General features: G+C 66.6%; 18 protein-coding genes. 9 read left to right on the forward strand and 9 right to left on the reverse strand.

Annotation, left to right across the window (positions count from 1 at the left end; translation table 11 throughout):
* Window positions 1-52: 52 nt before the first annotated feature.
* The 6 genes from J8I33_RS03660 to J8I33_RS03685 form a co-directional block, all read right to left on the reverse strand.
* A complete protein-coding gene (locus tag J8I33_RS03660; protein WP_050017249.1) occupies window positions 53-937 on the reverse strand; it encodes an acetylglutamate kinase in 885 nt (294 codons plus the stop codon).
* 48 nt (window positions 938-985) lie between these two features.
* Window positions 986-1,507, reverse strand: a complete 522-nt coding sequence (locus tag J8I33_RS03665; RefSeq protein WP_209933203.1) for a PTS sugar transporter subunit IIA — start codon at window positions 1,505-1,507, stop codon at window positions 986-988.
* 132 nt (window positions 1,508-1,639) lie between these two features.
* Window positions 1,640-1,861: a hypothetical protein gene (locus tag J8I33_RS03670; protein WP_209933205.1), complete on the reverse strand. Its 222-nt coding sequence runs from the start codon at window positions 1,859-1,861 to the stop codon at window positions 1,640-1,642.
* A 607-nt stretch (window positions 1,862-2,468) separates the two neighbouring features.
* Window positions 2,469-4,109 (reverse strand): chaperonin GroEL, encoded by a 1,641-nt coding sequence (gene groL / locus J8I33_RS03675; RefSeq protein ID WP_050017246.1) that lies wholly within the window; start codon window positions 4,107-4,109, stop codon window positions 2,469-2,471.
* A 12-nt stretch (window positions 4,110-4,121) separates the two neighbouring features.
* Window positions 4,122-4,412, reverse strand: a complete 291-nt coding sequence (locus J8I33_RS03680; RefSeq protein ID WP_011694564.1) for a co-chaperone GroES — start codon at window positions 4,410-4,412, stop codon at window positions 4,122-4,124.
* A 193-nt stretch (window positions 4,413-4,605) separates the two neighbouring features.
* Window positions 4,606-5,625 (reverse strand): NAD(P)-dependent alcohol dehydrogenase, encoded by a 1,020-nt coding sequence (locus J8I33_RS03685; RefSeq protein WP_050017245.1) that lies wholly within the window; start codon window positions 5,623-5,625, stop codon window positions 4,606-4,608.
* A 126-nt stretch (window positions 5,626-5,751) separates the two neighbouring features.
* On the opposite strand from J8I33_RS03685, the gene J8I33_RS03690 reads away from it, so the two are divergent.
* A complete protein-coding gene (locus tag J8I33_RS03690; protein WP_124594171.1) occupies window positions 5,752-6,681 on the forward strand; it encodes a LysR substrate-binding domain-containing protein in 930 nt (309 codons plus the stop codon).
* A 123-nt stretch (window positions 6,682-6,804) separates the two neighbouring features.
* Here the strand turns inward: J8I33_RS03690 and J8I33_RS03695 are convergent, their stop codons facing one another.
* Window positions 6,805-6,987, reverse strand: coding sequence for a hypothetical protein (locus tag J8I33_RS03695; RefSeq protein WP_244138010.1), 183 nt, complete (start codon window positions 6,985-6,987; stop codon window positions 6,805-6,807).
* A 783-nt stretch (window positions 6,988-7,770) separates the two neighbouring features.
* On the opposite strand from J8I33_RS03695, the gene J8I33_RS03700 reads away from it, so the two are divergent.
* The 7 genes from J8I33_RS03700 (at window position 7,771) to J8I33_RS03730 (ending at window position 14,290) form a co-directional block, all read left to right on the forward strand.
* Complete coding sequence (locus J8I33_RS03700; RefSeq protein ID WP_245171432.1) at window positions 7,771-8,469, forward strand: hypothetical protein; 699 nt, start codon at window positions 7,771-7,773, stop codon at window positions 8,467-8,469.
* 11 nt (window positions 8,470-8,480) lie between these two features.
* A complete protein-coding gene (locus J8I33_RS03705) occupies window positions 8,481-8,792 on the forward strand; it encodes a hypothetical protein (protein ID WP_050017241.1) in 312 nt (103 codons plus the stop codon).
* A 291-nt stretch (window positions 8,793-9,083) separates the two neighbouring features.
* Entirely contained in the window at window positions 9,084-11,033 is a 1,950-nt protein-coding gene (locus tag J8I33_RS03710) for an arylsulfatase (RefSeq protein WP_089489016.1), read from the forward strand.
* Between the two features lie 15 nt (window positions 11,034-11,048).
* Entirely contained in the window at window positions 11,049-12,098 is a 1,050-nt protein-coding gene (locus J8I33_RS03715; RefSeq protein WP_124594166.1) for a formylglycine-generating enzyme family protein, read from the forward strand.
* Window positions 12,099-12,151: 53 nt separating this feature from the next.
* A complete protein-coding gene (locus J8I33_RS03720) occupies window positions 12,152-12,916 on the forward strand; it encodes a MetQ/NlpA family lipoprotein (RefSeq protein WP_245171479.1) in 765 nt (254 codons plus the stop codon).
* The gene (locus J8I33_RS03725) at window positions 12,910-13,896 is read left to right on the forward strand and encodes a YkgJ family cysteine cluster protein (RefSeq protein ID WP_209933207.1); all 987 of its coding nucleotides are present in this window, start codon (window positions 12,910-12,912) and stop codon (window positions 13,894-13,896) included. The genes J8I33_RS03720 and J8I33_RS03725 overlap by 7 nt, the downstream gene beginning before the upstream one ends.
* Before the next feature lie 67 nt (window positions 13,897-13,963).
* Window positions 13,964-14,290, forward strand: a complete 327-nt coding sequence (locus J8I33_RS03730; RefSeq protein ID WP_209933209.1) for an antibiotic biosynthesis monooxygenase — start codon at window positions 13,964-13,966, stop codon at window positions 14,288-14,290.
* 10 nt (window positions 14,291-14,300) lie between these two features.
* On the opposite strand, the gene J8I33_RS03735 is transcribed toward J8I33_RS03730, so the two are convergent.
* Entirely contained in the window at window positions 14,301-15,191 is an 891-nt protein-coding gene (locus J8I33_RS03735; protein ID WP_209933210.1) for a hypothetical protein, read from the reverse strand.
* A gap of 155 nt (window positions 15,192-15,346) precedes the next feature.
* Window positions 15,347-16,279: a LysR family transcriptional regulator gene (locus tag J8I33_RS03740; RefSeq protein ID WP_050017235.1), complete on the reverse strand. Its 933-nt coding sequence runs from the start codon at window positions 16,277-16,279 to the stop codon at window positions 15,347-15,349.
* Window positions 16,280-16,484: 205 nt separating this feature from the next.
* Here J8I33_RS03740 and J8I33_RS03745 point away from each other — a divergent pair, with 205 nt between their 5' ends.
* The gene (locus tag J8I33_RS03745; protein ID WP_050017234.1) at window positions 16,485-17,258 is read left to right on the forward strand and encodes a putative hydro-lyase; all 774 of its coding nucleotides are present in this window, start codon (window positions 16,485-16,487) and stop codon (window positions 17,256-17,258) included.
* Window positions 17,259-17,260: the final 2 nt, after the last annotated feature.

Here is a 17,260-nt window from a genome sequence, read left to right on the forward strand (position 1 = left end):
CCCGCTTGCGGCGGCCTTTGCGGGTCGCCGCAAGCGTTTTTATGCTACCCGGTTAGAAACGCACGACCGGCTTCTGCTCGACGCTGAAGCCGTCACGCAGCACACTGGCCGAATCCGCGAAATAACGGCGGATCTCCGACAGCAGATCGGTGTTGCCGCGCCGGCAGAACACCACGCCCGATCCTTCCTCCGTCAACAGCTCATCGATCAGCGATTCGGGTTGCCCGATATCGGCGAGATGGACGTTCTGCACGCCGTGCGCGAGCGCATCGAGCGCGTCGCGTACGCACGGCGCCGCGTCGGCGGCTGGATGTTCGGCGAGCCATTGCTCGAGTTCCGCGATGCCGTACAGACCGGCAAGCTCGCCGAGTTCGCGCAGCCATGCACTGTCGACCATCATCACCAGCGTGACGGCGCCCGTGCGTTGCGCGAACAGGCTGCCGAGCCGTTCCGGGCGCAACAGCCGGTCGTGGCCCGCGTCGTCCGGTGCGACCGGCATCACGACGGGCACCAGTCCATTGTCGAGAAACGCGTTCAACGCAGCGCTGTCGAATCGTGCGATCGCGCTTGTGCTCGCGTGGTCGGGTTCAGCGCTGGCAACCAGCAAGCCGCCGTCGTGACCGTCGACACCGATCGCCCGGGCGCCGTGGCTGCCGATCAGGCGCACCAGTTCATGATTGATGCCGGTCATGGCCGCATGCACGGTGTGGACCGATTGCGTGCCGGACGCGGTCGGGATGCTTTGGATCACGATCGGACGGATGCCGGTGAGTGCGAGCAGCGCGACATCCTGTGCGAAGGCGGAGCGCGCGTGGGCGTCGCTCGCGGCACCGCCGTCGACGATGACGACGGTCTGTCCGTGCAGCGCCTGCATGAAAGGCAGCGCGCGGGTCAGGCCGGCCACGCGTCGGGTGGGAGTATCAGGGTCTGGGAACATGGGAATCAGAAATGATGGAGGGAATGCCTGCCGTTGCACGATGTCGGGTCAAACAGTGCGTTGCATGAGCCGGTGAATCTCTTCGGGCGTTTGCGCATCGCGCGACGCCTGCCGGATCGCGCGTTCGCTGAACCATCGCGCGGCATCGGCGAGCAGTTCGAGGTGCACGCGGCCGTCCGCGTGCGGCAGCACCAGCACGATGAATTCATGCACGGGCTTGCGGTCCGGCGCGTTGAACGCGAACGGGTACCGCGCGCGAACGAACAGCGCGACGGCCGAGCCGAGCCCGTCGACGCGCGCATGCGGAATCGCGACGCCTTGCCCGAGGCCGGTCGAGCCGAGTTGCTCGCGCTTGATCAGTTCGGCGCGGATCCGGTCGGCGGATACGCCGCTGCCGCGCGCGACATGGCGCGCGATCAGGTCGAACAACTGGCTCGCGCTTTCCACGGGTACATCGAGCAGGATGTTGTCCGGCGGACAAGCGTTGGCGAGCCGGGGCGCGGACGGCGTGCTGCCGCGTCGGTGAGGGAGGGGGGATTGGCCGCCGACGGCGGCCTGCTGCGTTTGCATGCGGATTGCTCCGTGTCGGGATGACAGGGAAATCCTAGATAACCTCGCGTAAAGACGGTGTCAGATACGCGGTGTGCAAGCATTAAAATTTCGTATCGAGCGCCGACGGAGCCGCGCCCGATATGGGCAACCTCAGGTGCCCGACAGTACGAACGGCAGCGTCGTCAGCACAAACACCGAAATGCCGACGACCGGCGCACCGAACGCGATTGCCGCGAACGCGACCGCGGCGCTCGCCAGTACGAGCGTTCTCGACACCCGGCGATGCCGGTCGTGCGCCGTCGGTCGTGCTTCGTGGAGGGTTTCGGTCCGCCGCCCGATCACGTGTTTCCAGAACGTCAAACCCAGCATCATTTCACGGCTCCTGTATGAAAGACGATCGCGACGGGGCATGCGATGCTGCGGAAGCGGAAGGCCCCGTGAATGACATCAGTGATGCAAAACAACCGGCTAGAATCGGCGGATCGATGGCGCGTCGTTACGCGGCCTGTGTCGATGCACGTGCTCGAACGCATACATTGCGATGCGTGACGACCACATCGACATCGCGTTCAAGCGTGCACGGAAAGGACTACGGCGCGCATCGTCCGCCTGTCGGCAGGACGGTGACTCGGGAAGGTGACGCAGGCGTCCGGCCTGTCAGGCAGAAAAGCAACTCGGAGGACGAGGACTTCGGATGCGCATGGCGCGTGCTCGGCGGTGGATGGCGGACCCATTCTAGTGAACGGATGCGCGGGCGCAAGTAAAAAGGTCGTAAAGGCGTGTGAGTCGCGCGTTACGTGCACTGCGAAAGATGCGCGCTGGTGTGGCAGGGTGCGCATCGGAACGTTTGGTTTGCGCCAACTGCTCCGCAGACGGTCGATCCTAAAGAAAAACGCGTGACGACTTCCGTCGCCACGCGTTTCCCGTGACTACATGACCGCGCGCATACCGACAAACCGGCGCGCACGCCGCCGCGTCGTCAGAAATCGAACCCCGGCCCGCCCGCGCCCGGGCCGCCGGGCGCGGCGGCCGGCGCCGCATCCTTCGGCGCTTCGAACACGGTCGCATCGGTCGTCAGCAGCAGCCCGGCCACCGACGCCGCATTCTGCAGCGCGGTGCGCGTGACCTTGGTCGGATCGAGCACGCCCGATTCGACGAGGTCGCCGTACTCGCCCGTCTGCGCGTTGTAGCCGAAGTTGCCCGCGCCTTCCGCGACCTTCGCGACGACGACGCTCGCCTCCTCGCCCGCATTCGTGACGATCTGGCGCAGCGGTTCTTCCAGCGCGCGCAGCACGATCTTGATGCCCGCGTCCTGATCGGCGTTCGCGCCCTTCAGTTCGCGAATCGCCTGCCGTACGCGGATCAGCGCGACGCCGCCGCCCGGCACGATGCCTTCCTCGACGGCCGCGCGCGTCGCGTGCAGCGCGTCGTCGACGCGATCTTTCTTCTCCTTCACCTCGATTTCGGTCGCGCCGCCGACCTTGATCACCGCCACGCCGCCCGCGAGCTTCGCGACGCGTTCCTGCAGCTTCTCGCGATCGTAGTCGGACGTCGCCTCTTCGATCTGCACGCGGATCTGCTTCACGCGCGCCTCGATGTTCTTCGCATCGCCCGCGCCGTCGATCACCGTGGTGTTTTCCTTGCCGACTTCGATGCGCTTCGCCTGGCCGAGCTCGGCGAGCGTGGCCTTCTCAAGCGTCAGGCCCGTTTCCTCGGCGATCACCTGGCCGCCGGTGAGGATCGCGATGTCCTCGAGCAGCGCCTTGCGGCGATCGCCGAAGCCCGGTGCCTTGACCGCCACCGTCTTCAGGATCCCGCGGATGTTGTTCACGACGAGCGTCGCGAGCGCTTCGCCTTCGACGTCTTCCGCGATGATCAGCAGCGGCCGGCCCGACTTCGCGACCTGTTCGAGCACCGGCAGCAGATCGCGGATGTTCGAGATCTTCTTGTCGTGCAGCAGGATGTACGGGTTTTCGATCTCGGCGATCTGCTTGTCCGGATTGTTGATGAAATACGGCGACAGGTAGCCGCGATCGAACTGCAGCCCTTCGACGACGTCGAGCTCGTCGGCGAGCGACTTGCCGTCCTCGACGGTGATCACGCCTTCCTTGCCGACGCGGTCGATCGCCTCGGCGATACGCTGGCCGATCGATTCCTCGCCGTTCGCGGAGATCGTCGCGACCTGCGCGATTTCCTTGCTCGTGGTGGTCGGCTTGCTGATCTTCTTCAATTCGTCGACGGCCGACGCGACGGCCTTGTCGATGCCGCGCTTCAGGTCGAGCGGATTGAGCCCGGCCGCGACGTACTTCTGGCCTTCACGGACGATCGCCTGCGCGAGCACGGTAGCCGTCGTCGTGCCGTCGCCGGCCGCGTCGCTGGTGCGCGACGCGACTTCCTTCACGAGCTGCGCACCGATGTTCTGCAGCTTGTCCGCGAGTTCGATTTCCTTCGCGACCGACACGCCGTCCTTCGTGACGACGGGCGCGCCGAAGCTGCGTTCGAGCACGACGTTGCGGCCCTTCGGCCCGAGCGTGACCTTTACCGCGTTCGCGAGAATGTTCACGCCTTCGGTCAACTTCGATCGTGCGATGTCGCTGAAAATGATTTCCTTGGCTGCCATGATTGCGCTCCGTTATTGATTGACGACCGCGACGATGTCTTCTTCGCGCAGCACGAGAAACTCGTTGCCGTCCACCTTGACGGCTTGCCCCGCGTACTTGCCGAACAGCACGCGCTCGCCGACCTGCAGGTCGGGCACGATGCGCTGGCCGTCGGTATCCTTGCGGCCGGGGCCGACGGCGATCACTTCGCCCTGGTCGGGTTTCTCGGCGGCGCTATCGGGAATCACGATGCCCGATGCGGTGGTGGTTTCCTGGTCGAGTCGCTTCACGATCACGCGGTCGTGCAAGGGGCGTAGGCTCATCTTTTCGTCCTGTGCTGTTCTGTCGAAATTGGCTGGCACTCTTTAACAGAGAGTGCTGACGAGTATAAAAACGCGCGGCGGTGCGATCCAATAACGGATTCGGAAAAGCATTTGCGCGAATGCGCTTTGGACGGGAAGACGGGGAGCGGAGAGGGAGGAGGCGGAAGAAGGCGGCGTGTGCCGCCTTCAGACGTCACGATGCGACGCGAATCACGACCTTGCCGAAGTGCTGCCCCGATTGCAGGTATGCATACGCTTGCGGCGCCTCGTCGAAGCCGAACACGCGATCGACCACCGGCTTGATCCGTTTCGCGTCGACGAGCCGCACGACGTCGTCGAGCATCGCGCGGCTGCCGACCATGAAGCCGTGCAGACGCCGGAAGCCGCCGATCAGCGGCAGCAGCCCGAGTTCGGGCCCGTCGAAGCTGCTGAGCCCGCCGATCACCGACACGATGCCGCCTGTTTTCGTCGCGGCGAGCGAGCGCGGCAGCGTATCGCGTCCGCCGACTTCGACGACGAGATCCGCGCCCGCACCGCCGGTGAGGCGCAATACTTCGTGTTGCCATTCGGGCATCGTCCGGTAGTTGATCGTTGCGTCCGCACCGAGTGCACGAGCGCGTTCGAGCTTCGCGTCGCTCGACGACGTGACGATCGTGCGCAACCCGGCGGCCTGCGCGAGCTGTAGCGCGATGATCGATACGCCACCCGTGCCGAGCAGCACGACGGTCGCGCCCGGCGACAGTCCGCCGTCGACGAACAGCGCGTTCCACGCGGTGACGCCCGCGCACGACAGCGTCGCGGCTTCGTCGTAGTCGAGATGCGCGGGGATCGCGACCAGCGCGGCCTCGTCGGACACGAAGCGTTCGGCGAGCACGCCGTCGAATTGCGCGCCGGGCGAACCCGACACTTTGTGCGGTGTCGGCGGCCCGTCGATCCACCGCGGGAAGTACGTATTGATCACGCGGTCGCCCGGCTTGAAGCGCGTGACGTCGCGGCCCGTCTCGACCACTTCTCCGGCGCCGTCGGCGACCGGGATCAGCGCGTCGGTGCCGATACCGAGATAGTCGCCGCGCGCGAACATCAGGTCGCGATAGTTCAGCGCGGCCGAATGGATCCTGACGACGACGCCGGTCGGCCCGACCGCGCGCGGTGTCGCGTCGATGCGCCGGAGCCCGGCAATGCCGTCGCCCGGTTTGATTTGCCATGCATGCATGTCGACTCCTTTTCGAGATAGTCAGGACTATCATAGTGTTGCGCAGGTGGACGCATTGGCGAGAATTCGGCCGACGATTGTCGCCAGCACGGACACAACCCTGTCATCGCACCGGAGCGGAGCGGCATGGATGAACGGCTGAGAGGCGTCGCCGAATTTGTCGACGTGGTGGAATCGGGCAGCTTCGCGGCGGCGGCGCTGCGCCTCGGCATGACGCGCTCGGCCGTCGCGAAGATCGTCGCGCGGCTCGAACTGCGTCTCGGCGCGCGGCTGCTGCAGCGCACGACGCGCCAGCTCGGCCTGACCGACGAAGGGCTCGTCTATTACGAGCAATGCCGGCGGCTGCTGGCCGAACTCGGCGAAACGGAGGCTGCGCTCGACGCGGGGCGCCGCGAGCCGGCCGGGCGAGTGCGCGTCAGCGTGCCGGTGCTGTTCGGGCGGCAGTGCGTGGCGCCCGTGGTGCGGCGTCTCGTCGAGCGCCACCCGCGGCTCGAAATCGACATGTCGTTCAGCGACCGCGTGGCCGACCTCGTCAACGACGGCTTCGACCTGGCGGTGCGCATCGGCGAGTTGGCCGATACGAACGCGCTGGTCGGCCGCAAGCTGGGCGTGCAGCGCATGGGCATCTGCGCATCGCCCGCGTATCTCGCGCGTCACGGCCGGCCGTCGGGGCTCGACGAACTCGCGTCGCACGTCGGCATCGCGTATTCGCGCGGTGGACAACCGACGCCATGGCGGGTCATCGGCGCGGACGGCGCGGTGCACGACCATCGCGCGGCCGGCCGGCTGCGGTTCGACGACCTGCAGGCGATCGCCGATGCGGCTGCCGCCGGCGCGGGCCTTGCGTGGCTGCCGTGCTGGCTGATGGCGCCGTACGTGCGCGACGGCCGCCTCGCGCTCGTGATGGACAGCGACAGCGTGTCGGGCGCCGAAGTGTTCGCGGTGCGACCGGCGGCGCGTCACGTGCCGTCGAAGGTGCGCGTGGTCGTCGATGCGCTGGTCGACGAGATTCCGAACATGCTGGCGTCGGACGACGCGAACGGCGAGCGCGGATAACGGCGAGCGGTTCTCCGATGACGACGTGACAATCTGGTTGGATGCGTGTCGCACTCTCGTGCGTCTCGCATAGTCAGCCTGAACCCAGTGAGGAAAAACCGGTAAGCCGCTTTTTTCGGGCGACTAGCGCTTGCGTCGTCGCGGATCGATACCGTTTTGTTCGAGCAGCTTGCGCAGCCGCGAGTTTTCGATCCACAGTGAAGCGAACGCGGTCACCGTCATCAGAAGCGGAAACCATTCGCCTGTCGCGCTGATGATCGCCCAGCCTGCGGCCGTGACGATCAGTGCCGTGACGATGAGAAGCAATCGGTCTGCAAGCCAATTCATTGCGCACCCCGAATCGCAGTGTTCGCCTTCAGGCCGAGATAGCTGTACGGGCGCGGCGCGAGCACTTTCTCGGGATAAGTCGCGCAATTCTTACATGTCCCTTTCCAAAAATTGACCGGCAACTCTAGCAGGTTGTCGAGCAGATCGATCGAGTTTAGATCGGGTGATTGCGCCGGCGATATCCCGCCCATGGTGCCGGGTAGCGCTGACGCTGGCATGCCGATCGGTCGCGGTAACCTTCGCGATTGCCGCGATCGGTGTAGTTTTGCAGCTCTTGTTGGCCGTCTCGAGACTTTTTCTAACGTTTCCACGCCAAGGATGGCGAGGGTATGGAGCGCATTGGTGCGCTACGGCGACGCGTCGCGTGTGTCGGCGCTGTTTTCCTGATACCACCCGCCACCGCGTTGATCGCGCTCGTCGTGGTCAGCGAGACGAGCGGCGGGCTCGCGTGGTGAGGCATGGCGCTCGCGGCCGCCGGTCTGTATCGGGTGATGCGGTATTGAGTGCACGACAGGGACTACCTGGGGCAGGTAACAGAATTTAAAGATTTCCGACGCTGGGAGCACATACGTACATCCGGAATGCGGGCGTCTGCGCGGCGCCAAACAGCGAGCCGCAGCGCCTCGGCGGCATGTCTCGGGGAAACAATGCGAGCCGTCAGTCCCGACGCGCGCAGGTTTTTGCGTGTTCCATGAAAACCGCGAGCTTGTGACATCGTGTTGCGAAAAGTAGATTCGCCCGACGGTAACGCCGGGGTTTCGAATGGCTTCAATCGCAATCGAATTGGGTTCGGGAAAGCGCGCGACACTGACGCGCGCGGGACGTGGAACGTTGTTGGCCAGTCAGCGCGCCGCAATCTCCGAACTGATGCTGCACTGGCCGAAGTATGCAGGCCTGACGACGAATGCGGTGATGTACGTGCGGCAATTGGGCCTTGGTACCGTTCGTGGTGCACCGCTCGATGTGCTCAGGTCCGCCATCGAGGATGGGCGGGTCGTCGTCGAGATTGAGCGCGTGGCGGTGAATGGCGGCGCTTCAGGTGGTCGGCGGTCCCTGCCCCCTCTCCCTCGTGGGAACCGGTTCGGTAGAGTGGCACCCATGGCGTTGCGGTCTGCGGACACGCCAATCCCGAGTTGGGCACGGCCAAGCGATGTATCGGCTGATGAGTTGATACGATACCTGGAGAGCATCATAGCTGGCACAGGCAGTGGTATTGCCGGCATCGCGCCCGTACGGGTTGATAGTGCGCTGCTCAGCGACGCGACACCGTTCTCGCTCGACGACTCACCGTGGGGCGACGCTATGACCACGGCGGCTGTCGACGCGTTTCAAGAGGCACAGTGTTTCGCACGATACGAAATCGACATGGAAATGTGTGCGGCCGCTGGCGCGATGTATAAAGACCCCAGAACCTACGCATTGTGCAGGCAACGTGCTTTCGAAAAAATTTCAGACCTGTAGAGGACGGTGACATGAGCAAACCGAGACGCGCCACCATCGTGTTTTACGACGAGGAGACCGAACAGGTTACGCTGTGCACGGTGTTTCGCCGCGACGTGCAGGCCGTCCTTGACCGCGAAATGAATGCAGGTGTCGCCATCACGATTCCGCCGCATGCAGAACCGAATGACGGGTGCCCGATTACCGATGAGGACGCGCGGCGATTGGGCGGCATGGCGCTGCTGATGCAGGCGGGTGTACATCCGGAATTGCGCGAACGGCTCAAGTTCGCAGAGTCGGGTTCCATCGACTGGTCCCCCGTTCAGCGCCCGGACACCGACTGAGAATTGGGGTGGGGCGCCTGCATCATGCCGTCGTGATGGTCTACGACGAGAAGAAGGGCGGACGTCCCCGTAAAAGGCGCGGTGCCGGACAAACGTGCGCCGCAATCGCGATTCGCCCGAAGCTGATGCGACGTGATTCAACCTGACGCGGCGAATCAATCGTCGTGCGAGTTGCGGAATACTGGCCTCCTTACATATTCCCCCACCCCGTTAGCATGTGACGAATCCGACTTTGGGCGTTGCGCGCGCGACGCTAAGATCGCCGCTCCCGTAGATCGAGCGTCAACAAGAATGAAAAAGTCCGCGTCGCCGTTGCATGCTTTTCGTTTCCGTGTCGTCTGCGCCGCGATTGCCGGCGCGGTGTCGCTCGCGTCGTGCGGCGGCGTCGACAGCAGTCCGCCGCCGCAGGCCAGCGCGACGCCCGCGGCCAAGCGCCCGAACATCCTGTACATCATGGCCGACGATCTCGGCTATTCCGACATCCATGCGTTCGGCGGCGAAATCAACACGCCGAACCTCGACGCGCTCGTCGCGTCGGGCCGCATCCTGTCGAACCACCACACGGGCACTGTTTGCGCGATCACGCGCGCGATGCTGGTGTCGGGCACCGATCACCATCTCGTCGGCGAGGGCACGATGGGCGTGCCGACCGACGAGCGGCGCGGGCTGCCCGGCTACGAGGGCTACCTGAACGATCGCGCGCTGTCGTTCGCGCAATTGCTGAAGGACGCCGGTTATCACACGTATATCGCGGGCAAGTGGCACATCGGCTCGGGCATCGTCGGCAGTGCGACGGGCAGCGGGCAGACACCCGACCAGTGGGGCTTCGAGCGCAGCTACGTGCTGCTCGGCGGCGCGGCGACGAACCACTTCGCGCACGAGCCGGCCGGCTCGTCGAACTACACGGAAGACGGTCGTTACGTGCAGCCGGGCCAGCCCGGGCAACCGGGGGGCACGGGCGGCAGCCCTGCCGTGTTCTATTCGACCGATTTCTATACGCGGAAGCTGATCTCGTACATCGATGCGAACAAGCAGGACGGCAAGCCGTTCTTCGCGTACGCGGCCTACACGTCGCCGCACTGGCCGCTGCAGGTGCCCGATCCGTGGCTGCACAAGTACGCGGGCGTGTACGACGCCGGCTACGACGCGATCCGCAACGCGCGGATCGCGCGACAGAAGGCGCTCGGCCTGATTCCCGCCGATTTCAAGCCGTTCGACGGGCTGCCGGAGACGACGGCGGCATCGCCCGCGACCGCGAACAACGGCACGGCCAGCGCGAAGTACATCAGCGCGGTGCATTCGGCCGCGGACGGCTACAGCGACTACGGCTCCGGCAAGGTCGACAGGCTGTGGTCGAGCCTGTCGCCGGCCGAGCGCAAGGCTCAGGCGCGCTACATGGAAATCTACGCGGGGATGGTCGAGAACCTCGACTACAACATCGGACTCCTGATCCAGCATCTGAAGGACATCGGCGAATACGACAACACGTTCATCATGTTCCAGTCGGACAACGGCGCGGAAGGCTGGCCGATCGATTCCGGCGCGGACCCGACGGCGACCGATACCGCGAACGGACAGGACCCGATCTACTCGACGCTCGGCACCGACAACGGCAAGCAGAACGCACAGCGCCTGCAGTACGGGCTGCGCTGGGCCGAAGTGAGCGCGGCGCCGTTCCGGCTCACGAAGGGCTATTCGGGCGAAGGCGGCGTATCGACGCCGACGATCGTGCACCTGCCGGGCCAGTCGCAACCGTTGCCGACGCTGCGCGCGTTCACGCACGTGACCGACAACACGGCGACGTTCCTCGCGGTCGCGGGCGTCACGCCGCCGTCGCAACCGGCGCCGCCGCTGGTCAACACGCTGACGGGCGTCGACCAGAACAAGGGCAAGGTCATTTACAACAACCGCTACGTGTATCCGGTGACGGGCCAGTCGCTGCTGCCGGTGCTCACCGGTTCGACGACGGGCGAAGTGCATACGACGCCGTTCGGCGACGAAGCATACGGCCGCGCGTATCTGCGCAGCGCCGACGGTCGCTGGAAGGCATTGTGGACCGAGCCGCCGCTCGGCCCGCTCGACGGTCACTGGCAGCTTTACGATCTCGCGGCGGACCGTGGCGAGACGACCGACGTGTCGGCGCAGAACCCGTCGGTGATCGGCACGCTGGTTGATCAGTGGAAGACCTACATGAGCAACGTCGGTGGCGTCGAGCCGCTGCGTCCGCGCGGCTACTACTGATCGCGAGGCGACACGATGCGGTTGCGTTTCTGGACGATCGGCGCGGCGCTGGCCGCCACGCTGTTCGCCGCCGCGTTCGCGGTGGGTTATGCGAATCCGGCGGTGCCGGCAGGCGGCGCGTTCGACGATCTGAATCGCGGCCGCGCGCTCGCGCCGCTCGGTTCGGAGCGCGAGTGCAAGCGCTATTCGGGGCTGCCGGCGAAGTGGCGCGACGATCCGAAGGCGGGCATGGTGCACTTGCGCGGCGGCGCGTTCGTGTTCGGCAGCACGCGCGGCTATGCGGACGAGCGTCCGGCCGGCGACGGCACGACGCGCGTCGGCGGCTTCTGGATCGACCAGACCGACGTGACGATCGCGCAGTTCGCAGCCTTCGTGCAGGCGACCGGTTACGTGACCGAGGCCGAGCAGCAGGGCGGGGCGGCGGTGTTCCATGTGCCGACGCGCGACGAGATGAATGCACGCGACCTCGCGTGGTGGTCGTGGGTGAAGGGCGCGTCGTGGCGGCATCCGCGCGGGCCCGGCAGCGACGTGGACGGGCTCGGCAACCTGCCGGTGACGCTCGTCACGCAGCGCGATGCGCTCGCGTATGCGCACTGGCTCGGCCGCGACCTGCCGAACGAGGCCGAATGGGAATACGCGGGCAAGGCCGGCCGCGACGACGCGTCGCTCGATGCGGCGCCGCGCGACGCGAACGGCAAGCCGGCCGCGAACTACTGGCAGGGCGCGTTTCCGGTGCTCGACTCGGCCGAGGACGGTCACGCGGGGCTGGCGCCCGTCGGCTGCTATGCGGCGAACGGCTTTCGTCTTTACGACATGATCGGCAACGCATGGGAATGGACGAAGGATGCGTACACGGGCCCGCATCAGTCGCATACGAACGGCGACACCGCAGCCGTCGCACCGTCGACGCGCCGGCACGATACGCCGATGGTCATCAAGGGCGGCTCGTTCCTGTGTTCGCGCGATTACTGCGTGCGCTATCGCGCGTCGTCGCGCGAACAGCAGGAAGCGGATCTCGGCGCATCGCATATCGGGTTTCGCACGATCCTGAGGGACGCGTCGTGACCGCGGGCATCGGGCGATTCGTTTCGGCGTGGCTGCTGGCTGCCTGCGCGGTGATGCAGCAGGGTTCGGCGATGGCTGCCGAAGCCGCCGCACGTGCCGCACCGGCAGTGCGCGTCGGCGTCACGCGCGGCGTGCATGCGCAGATCCTCGACGAAGTGAAGAAGGCGGCCGCCGCGCGCGGGCTGGGCGTCGACGTCGTCGAATTCGACGATGCGTCGCGCATCGACACGGCGCTGGCCGACGGGCGGATCGACGCGGCCAGCTTCGAGGATGCGCAGCGCCTGAGCGCCACGCGCGCGGCGAAAGGCTATGCGCTGACCGCCGTCGCGCCGACGGTCACGCTGCCGATGGCATTCTATTCGCGCAAGCTGAAGAACCTGAACGAACTGCAACCGGGCGCGACGGTCGCGCTGCCCGCCGATCCGCGCGGGATGGCGCGCGCGCTCGTGCTGCTGCAGAACGACACGCTGGTGACGCTGCGCGAAAAAGCCGGCCTGCATGCGACGCTGCGCGACGTGACGGGCAACCGGCTCGCGCTGAAATTCGCCACGCTGCGCCGCGACCGGCTTTACGCGGCGCTCGACACGGCCGCATTCGTCGCGATCGACAGCGACGACGCGGCCCGCGCCGGGCTGCAGCCCGCGCGCGACAGCATCAGCCTCGAGGACGCCCGCTCGCCGTATGCGAACGTGCTCACGGTGCGCGACGCCGATCGTGCGAAGCCGTGGGTCGCGCAGCTCGTCGCCGCGTATCACTCGGACGACGTCGCGCGCTTCATCCTCACGCGCTACCAGGATTCGGTGCGGCGGCCGTGGTAGACACCTACCTGCTCGCGTGCAACGCGTGCGGACGCTGCTGCAACAGCGCGCCGACGCTGTCGTTGCGCGAACTGTTCCGGCATCGGCACCGCTTCGTCGGCGCGTTGACGATTCGTCGCGTGCCGAAGCGGCGGATCGGCGAACGCTGGCAGGCGGGCGGGCGCGAGCACACGCTCGATGCGGACGACGTCGCGGCCGCCGATGCGCTGGCGGACCGGCTGTTTCATCGCGGCGGCGGCGTGCACGGCGAATGGCTCGCGCTGACGCTGCAAGGCTACGACTATCCGTCGCTCGGCCGTTGCGCGGCGCTCGCCGACGACGGCCGCTGCGGCGTGCACGCGAACAAGCCGTCGATCTGCCGCGCGGTGCCGCTCGATCCGATGCTGCCCGACCGGTTGCAGGCCAGCGTGCTTGCGGCACGACACGACGATGCGGCGTGGCTCGGCGCGAACTGCATCGTCGAGGCCGGGAGCGTGCAATCCACAAACGAATCGTCGTTCCCGATTCCGCTGGTGACGGCCGGGCAGGTCGCGGATCGTGCGGCGCTCGACGCGTATCGCGATGCGCTCGTGTTCGAGCGCGCGGTGTGGCGCGACGCCGTATTCGCGTCGCTGACCGACGGCGGGCAGGACCTGCGCGATGCGCTGTCGCGGCTGGCGCCCGGCGGCTACCTGACCGTGTCGATCGTGCCGGTCCTGCTCGTCGTCGCTCAGGTATCCGCGCATTGCCGCGCGCTGTGCGTCGACTTCATCGACGCGCAGTTGGCGTTGATCGGCGCGAACGTCGAAGCGGCGCTCGCGCGTCGACGGTCCGACGACCGGCCGGCGACGCACGAATTGCGTGGCTTCGCGCAGGCGCTGGAACGGGCGCGACAAGCGCTCGCAGCCATGCCGTCACCCACTGCCGCCACGCGCGACGATGCGTCATGCATCGACGCGTGGCTCGACGATCGCGCCGCCGCCGCTCCGCTCGCCGCTTGACGACGATCGCGGCACGCCGTGCGTGCCTTACACTTGGCGCTCTTTCATCGTGGCAGAGTGAGCGGGCATGTACGCGTCGACCTTCATTTTTCGTGCCGGGCAGTACGACGACGAATTCCACCGGCTCGACCGGCAGATCGCCGACATGGCGCGCGCGACGCCCGGTTATCTCGGCGAGGAAACGTGGGAGAACGCGGAAGCCGGCTTGATCCAGAATATCTACTACTGGGAATCCGAGGCGGCGCTGCGGCAGTTGATCCAGCATCCCGCGCATCTCGAAGCCAAGGCGAAGCAGGCGCGCTGGCTGGACGGGTATCGTGTCGTGATTTCGCAGGTGCTTCGCGAGTACGGCGACGGCAAGCTGACGCCGCCGCGTCCGGAGCCCTCCGCGTAACGGTCGCCGGTCACGCGGTCGCGCCGGTCTCTCCCGGCGTGGCCGGTTCGCGCGCCGCGCGCTCCCAGATCGGGAACGTCGCGTTCTGGATCGACGTCTGCGCGTCGATGACCTTGCGGTGGTCGATGCCGGGCAGGTCGAGCAATCGGTCGACCGCCGCCTTCGCGCCTTCGGCATCCTGCGGAAAGGCACACGCGAACTGCTTGTTCGTATCGAACAGGATCCACCAGACATCCGACACGAACGGCCCCTGGTCGTTGGTTTCGATCAGGATCGCGCCGAGGTCGGACAGCGCGATGCCGCGTGTCGTCCCGGTCTGATCGGTCGACGCGATGCGCGTATCGGTTGCCGTCACGGTCCAGCCGCGCTGCCGGGCAGGCGGACGCGTCGATGCCGGCGCGGCATTCGGCCGGGCCAGGCCGCCGGTGCCGGTGACAGCACCGTTCGGTACGACCCCATCCACGGCGCCGACGGCACCGCTTCGCGTCACGCCATCCTGCCGCGCGCGCCCGTCGATCCACGGCAGCGCGGCGGCGCCCACCATCGCCGCGATCCACCAGTAGTACCCGGCCCCGAACGTGCGGATCGTTTCGTAGTTCGCATCGGTCGGGATCGTATGCCAGCCGAGCGCAAAGACGACGACCACGGCCAGTAGCGCCGACACGGTACGGCTCGGCCTGAGCAGCGCGACGACGAGCAGCGGGTTGCCGAGCCACGCGAATTGCAGGTCGAGGATCGCGAGCGGCCCGAGCGCGAGCACGGTGTAGCCGTGCAACCAGCTTACCGCGCCGACCGCATTCGGCGGTTCGGCCGCGACGGGCAGCAGCAGCGACGCGACATACAGCGCGACGATCACGACGCGCGCGAGGTTCAGGCGGGACGAAGTGGAGCGGATCTGCATGTTGCCTTCTCGTGGTGCACGATCATGCGAAGCGACGAATGCCGGACGGCCGGGCGGTCATTCACGATGCGCGGCGCCGATGTGGCGACGCGCCGATCGCGATTGTGGGCGATTCGCGCGGCGATGTCGAACGTGCGTCATCCAGCGCGTCGGGGTCAAAGCGCTTCGACCAGCAAGCGCGTGCTCTTTTCGCAATACTCGTGACACGCCGCCCGCGCGGCGATCGACGCACCGTGCACGAACCGCGGCGCGTCCGTTCGCCGCGACATCGACACGACGATCGACGGCGGCGACGGCTGCAGCGGCAGCTCGACGACTTCGCCGCTTTCGATCAGCGCATCGACGAACAGCACCGGAATCGCGGCGACGCCGAAACCGTCGCGCACCAGTTGCACGATCACCGAGATCGATGGCGACCCGGTGATGCGCGTCTCCGACAGCGGCACGCCGTGCGCATGCGCGAGCGTGCGGACGATGTCTTCCAGCGCGCGATGGGGCGCGGTGCCGCGCCCGTAGGTGAGGATCGGCTGGCGCAGCACCTGCCGCGCGAGGCCGGTGCGCGTGTTCGGCAGCAGCCCGGCGCGCGCGATCCAGCGCACCGGGTAGTTCGCGAGCGCGTCGCACACGACCGACGCCTCGTCGCTGCCTTCCACGCGAATGATCAGGTCGAGTTCTCCGGCCATCAGCCGGCGCTGCAGCACGACGCTGACGTCGACGGTCAGGTCGATTTCCAGTTGCGGGTAGTCGGCCGCGAGCCGCCGCATGTAATGCGGCAGCCAGCTGTGCACGACCGTCTCGATCACGCCGAGCCGCAGCTTGCCGCGCAGCGCGCGCTCGCCGGACGCGGCGGCCTGCAGTTCCTGCGTCGCCTCGACGACGGCCTTCGCATAGCCGAGCAGGTATTCGCCGTTCGGCGTGAGCCGGAACGCGCGGCTGTCGCGATCGACGAGTACGGTATGCAGTTCGTCCTCGAGCGCCTTCAGGCGCTGCGAGATCGCGGCCGGCGTCGCGTGCAGCGCGGCCGCGGTCGTGCGGAAGTTGCGCAGCTTCGCGAGCATGACGAAGGTTTCGAGAAAACGCGTGTTCATGGCAGTCGGGCGAGCAATGGATGCGCAGCTTGCCGGCGACGAAAAGTGAACGGGACCGGGGAAAACCCGCAGACCCGTTAAGAAATTCTATACAACGGGCGCAAAAAAACTCGTTGGCGACAAAATTTTTTCCTTTCTATTCTTCGCCATATCCGATGACACACCACCGTCATCGCCCCGCCATCCCGATCTGCGACCGACCATCATGACGCCTTCCGAATTCCGCCAGTCCGTGCGCCGCGGCGCGTTCCGCGGCCCGACCGCCGGCCATTGCGGCCCGTTTGCCCAGGCGAACCTCGCGATCCTGCCCGACGCGTATGCGCACGATTTCCTGCGCTTCTGCCAGGCGAACCCGAAGGCCTGCCCGCTGCTGGGCGTCGGCGAACCGGGCGCGTTCCGGATCGCCGCGCTCGGCGAGGATCTCGACATCCGCACCGACGTGCCGAGCTACAACGTATATAGGGACGGCCGCCTGACCGAGCAGGTCGAATCGCTCGAAGCGCTGTGGCGCGACGATTTCGTCGTATTTGCGATCGGCTGCTCGTTCTCGTTCGAGGACATGCTCGCCCGCGAAGGGATCGGGTTGCGCCACGTCGAGGAGGGGCGCAACGTGCCGATGTACCGCACGTCGATCGCGAACCGCCGCGCGGGGATTTTCGGCGGCCAGCTGGTCGTGTCGATGCGGCCGCTGCGCGGCGCCGACGCGATCCGCGCGGTGCAGATCACGAGCCGGTTTCCGGGTGTGCACGGCGCGCCGATCCATATCGGCCATCCGCGGGAACTCGGCATCGAGGATCTGGACGCGCCCGAATTCGGCGACGCGGTGACGATCCGCGACGGCGAGCTGCCGGTGTTCTGGGCGTGCGGCGTGACGCCGCAAACCGCGCTGATGGACGCGAAGCTGCCGATCGCGATCGCGCATACGCCCGGCCACATGCTGATGACCGACATCACGAACGCGTCGCTGGCCGTGTTCTGACC

It is taken from the genome of Burkholderia sp. AcTa6-5 (assembly GCF_017815075.1).
In the GTDB taxonomy this organism is placed as follows: domain Bacteria; phylum Pseudomonadota; class Gammaproteobacteria; order Burkholderiales; family Burkholderiaceae; genus Burkholderia; species Burkholderia sola.

Excerpts from the sequence above, each read along its gene's own strand:
- J8I33_RS03660 (WP_050017249.1), bottom strand. The coding sequence starts at position 937 with ATGTTCCCAGACCCTGATACTCCCACCCGACGCGTGGCCGGCCTGACC.
- J8I33_RS03665 (WP_209933203.1), bottom strand. The coding sequence starts at position 1,507 with ATGCAAACGCAGCAGGCCGCCGTCGGCGGCCAATCCCCCCTCCCTCAC.
- J8I33_RS03670 (WP_209933205.1), bottom strand. The coding sequence starts at position 1,861 with ATGATGCTGGGTTTGACGTTCTGGAAACACGTGATCGGGCGGCGGACC.
- groL (WP_050017246.1), bottom strand. The coding sequence starts at position 4,109 with ATGGCAGCCAAGGAAATCATTTTCAGCGACATCGCACGATCGAAGTTG.
- J8I33_RS03680 (WP_011694564.1), bottom strand. The coding sequence starts at position 4,412 with ATGAGCCTACGCCCCTTGCACGACCGCGTGATCGTGAAGCGACTCGAC.
- J8I33_RS03685 (WP_050017245.1), bottom strand. The coding sequence starts at position 5,625 with ATGCATGCATGGCAAATCAAACCGGGCGACGGCATTGCCGGGCTCCGG.
- J8I33_RS03690 (WP_124594171.1), top strand. The coding sequence starts at position 5,752 with ATGGATGAACGGCTGAGAGGCGTCGCCGAATTTGTCGACGTGGTGGAA.
- J8I33_RS03700 (WP_245171432.1), top strand. The coding sequence starts at position 7,771 with ATGGCTTCAATCGCAATCGAATTGGGTTCGGGAAAGCGCGCGACACTG.
- J8I33_RS03705 (WP_050017241.1), top strand. The coding sequence starts at position 8,481 with ATGAGCAAACCGAGACGCGCCACCATCGTGTTTTACGACGAGGAGACC.
- J8I33_RS03710 (WP_089489016.1), top strand. The coding sequence starts at position 9,084 with ATGAAAAAGTCCGCGTCGCCGTTGCATGCTTTTCGTTTCCGTGTCGTC.
- J8I33_RS03715 (WP_124594166.1), top strand. The coding sequence starts at position 11,049 with ATGCGGTTGCGTTTCTGGACGATCGGCGCGGCGCTGGCCGCCACGCTG.
- J8I33_RS03720 (WP_245171479.1), top strand. The coding sequence starts at position 12,152 with ATGCAGCAGGGTTCGGCGATGGCTGCCGAAGCCGCCGCACGTGCCGCA.
- J8I33_RS03730 (WP_209933209.1), top strand. The coding sequence starts at position 13,964 with ATGTACGCGTCGACCTTCATTTTTCGTGCCGGGCAGTACGACGACGAA.
- J8I33_RS03735 (WP_209933210.1), bottom strand. The coding sequence starts at position 15,191 with ATGCAGATCCGCTCCACTTCGTCCCGCCTGAACCTCGCGCGCGTCGTG.
- J8I33_RS03740 (WP_050017235.1), bottom strand. The coding sequence starts at position 16,279 with ATGAACACGCGTTTTCTCGAAACCTTCGTCATGCTCGCGAAGCTGCGC.
- J8I33_RS03745 (WP_050017234.1), top strand. The coding sequence starts at position 16,485 with ATGACGCCTTCCGAATTCCGCCAGTCCGTGCGCCGCGGCGCGTTCCGC.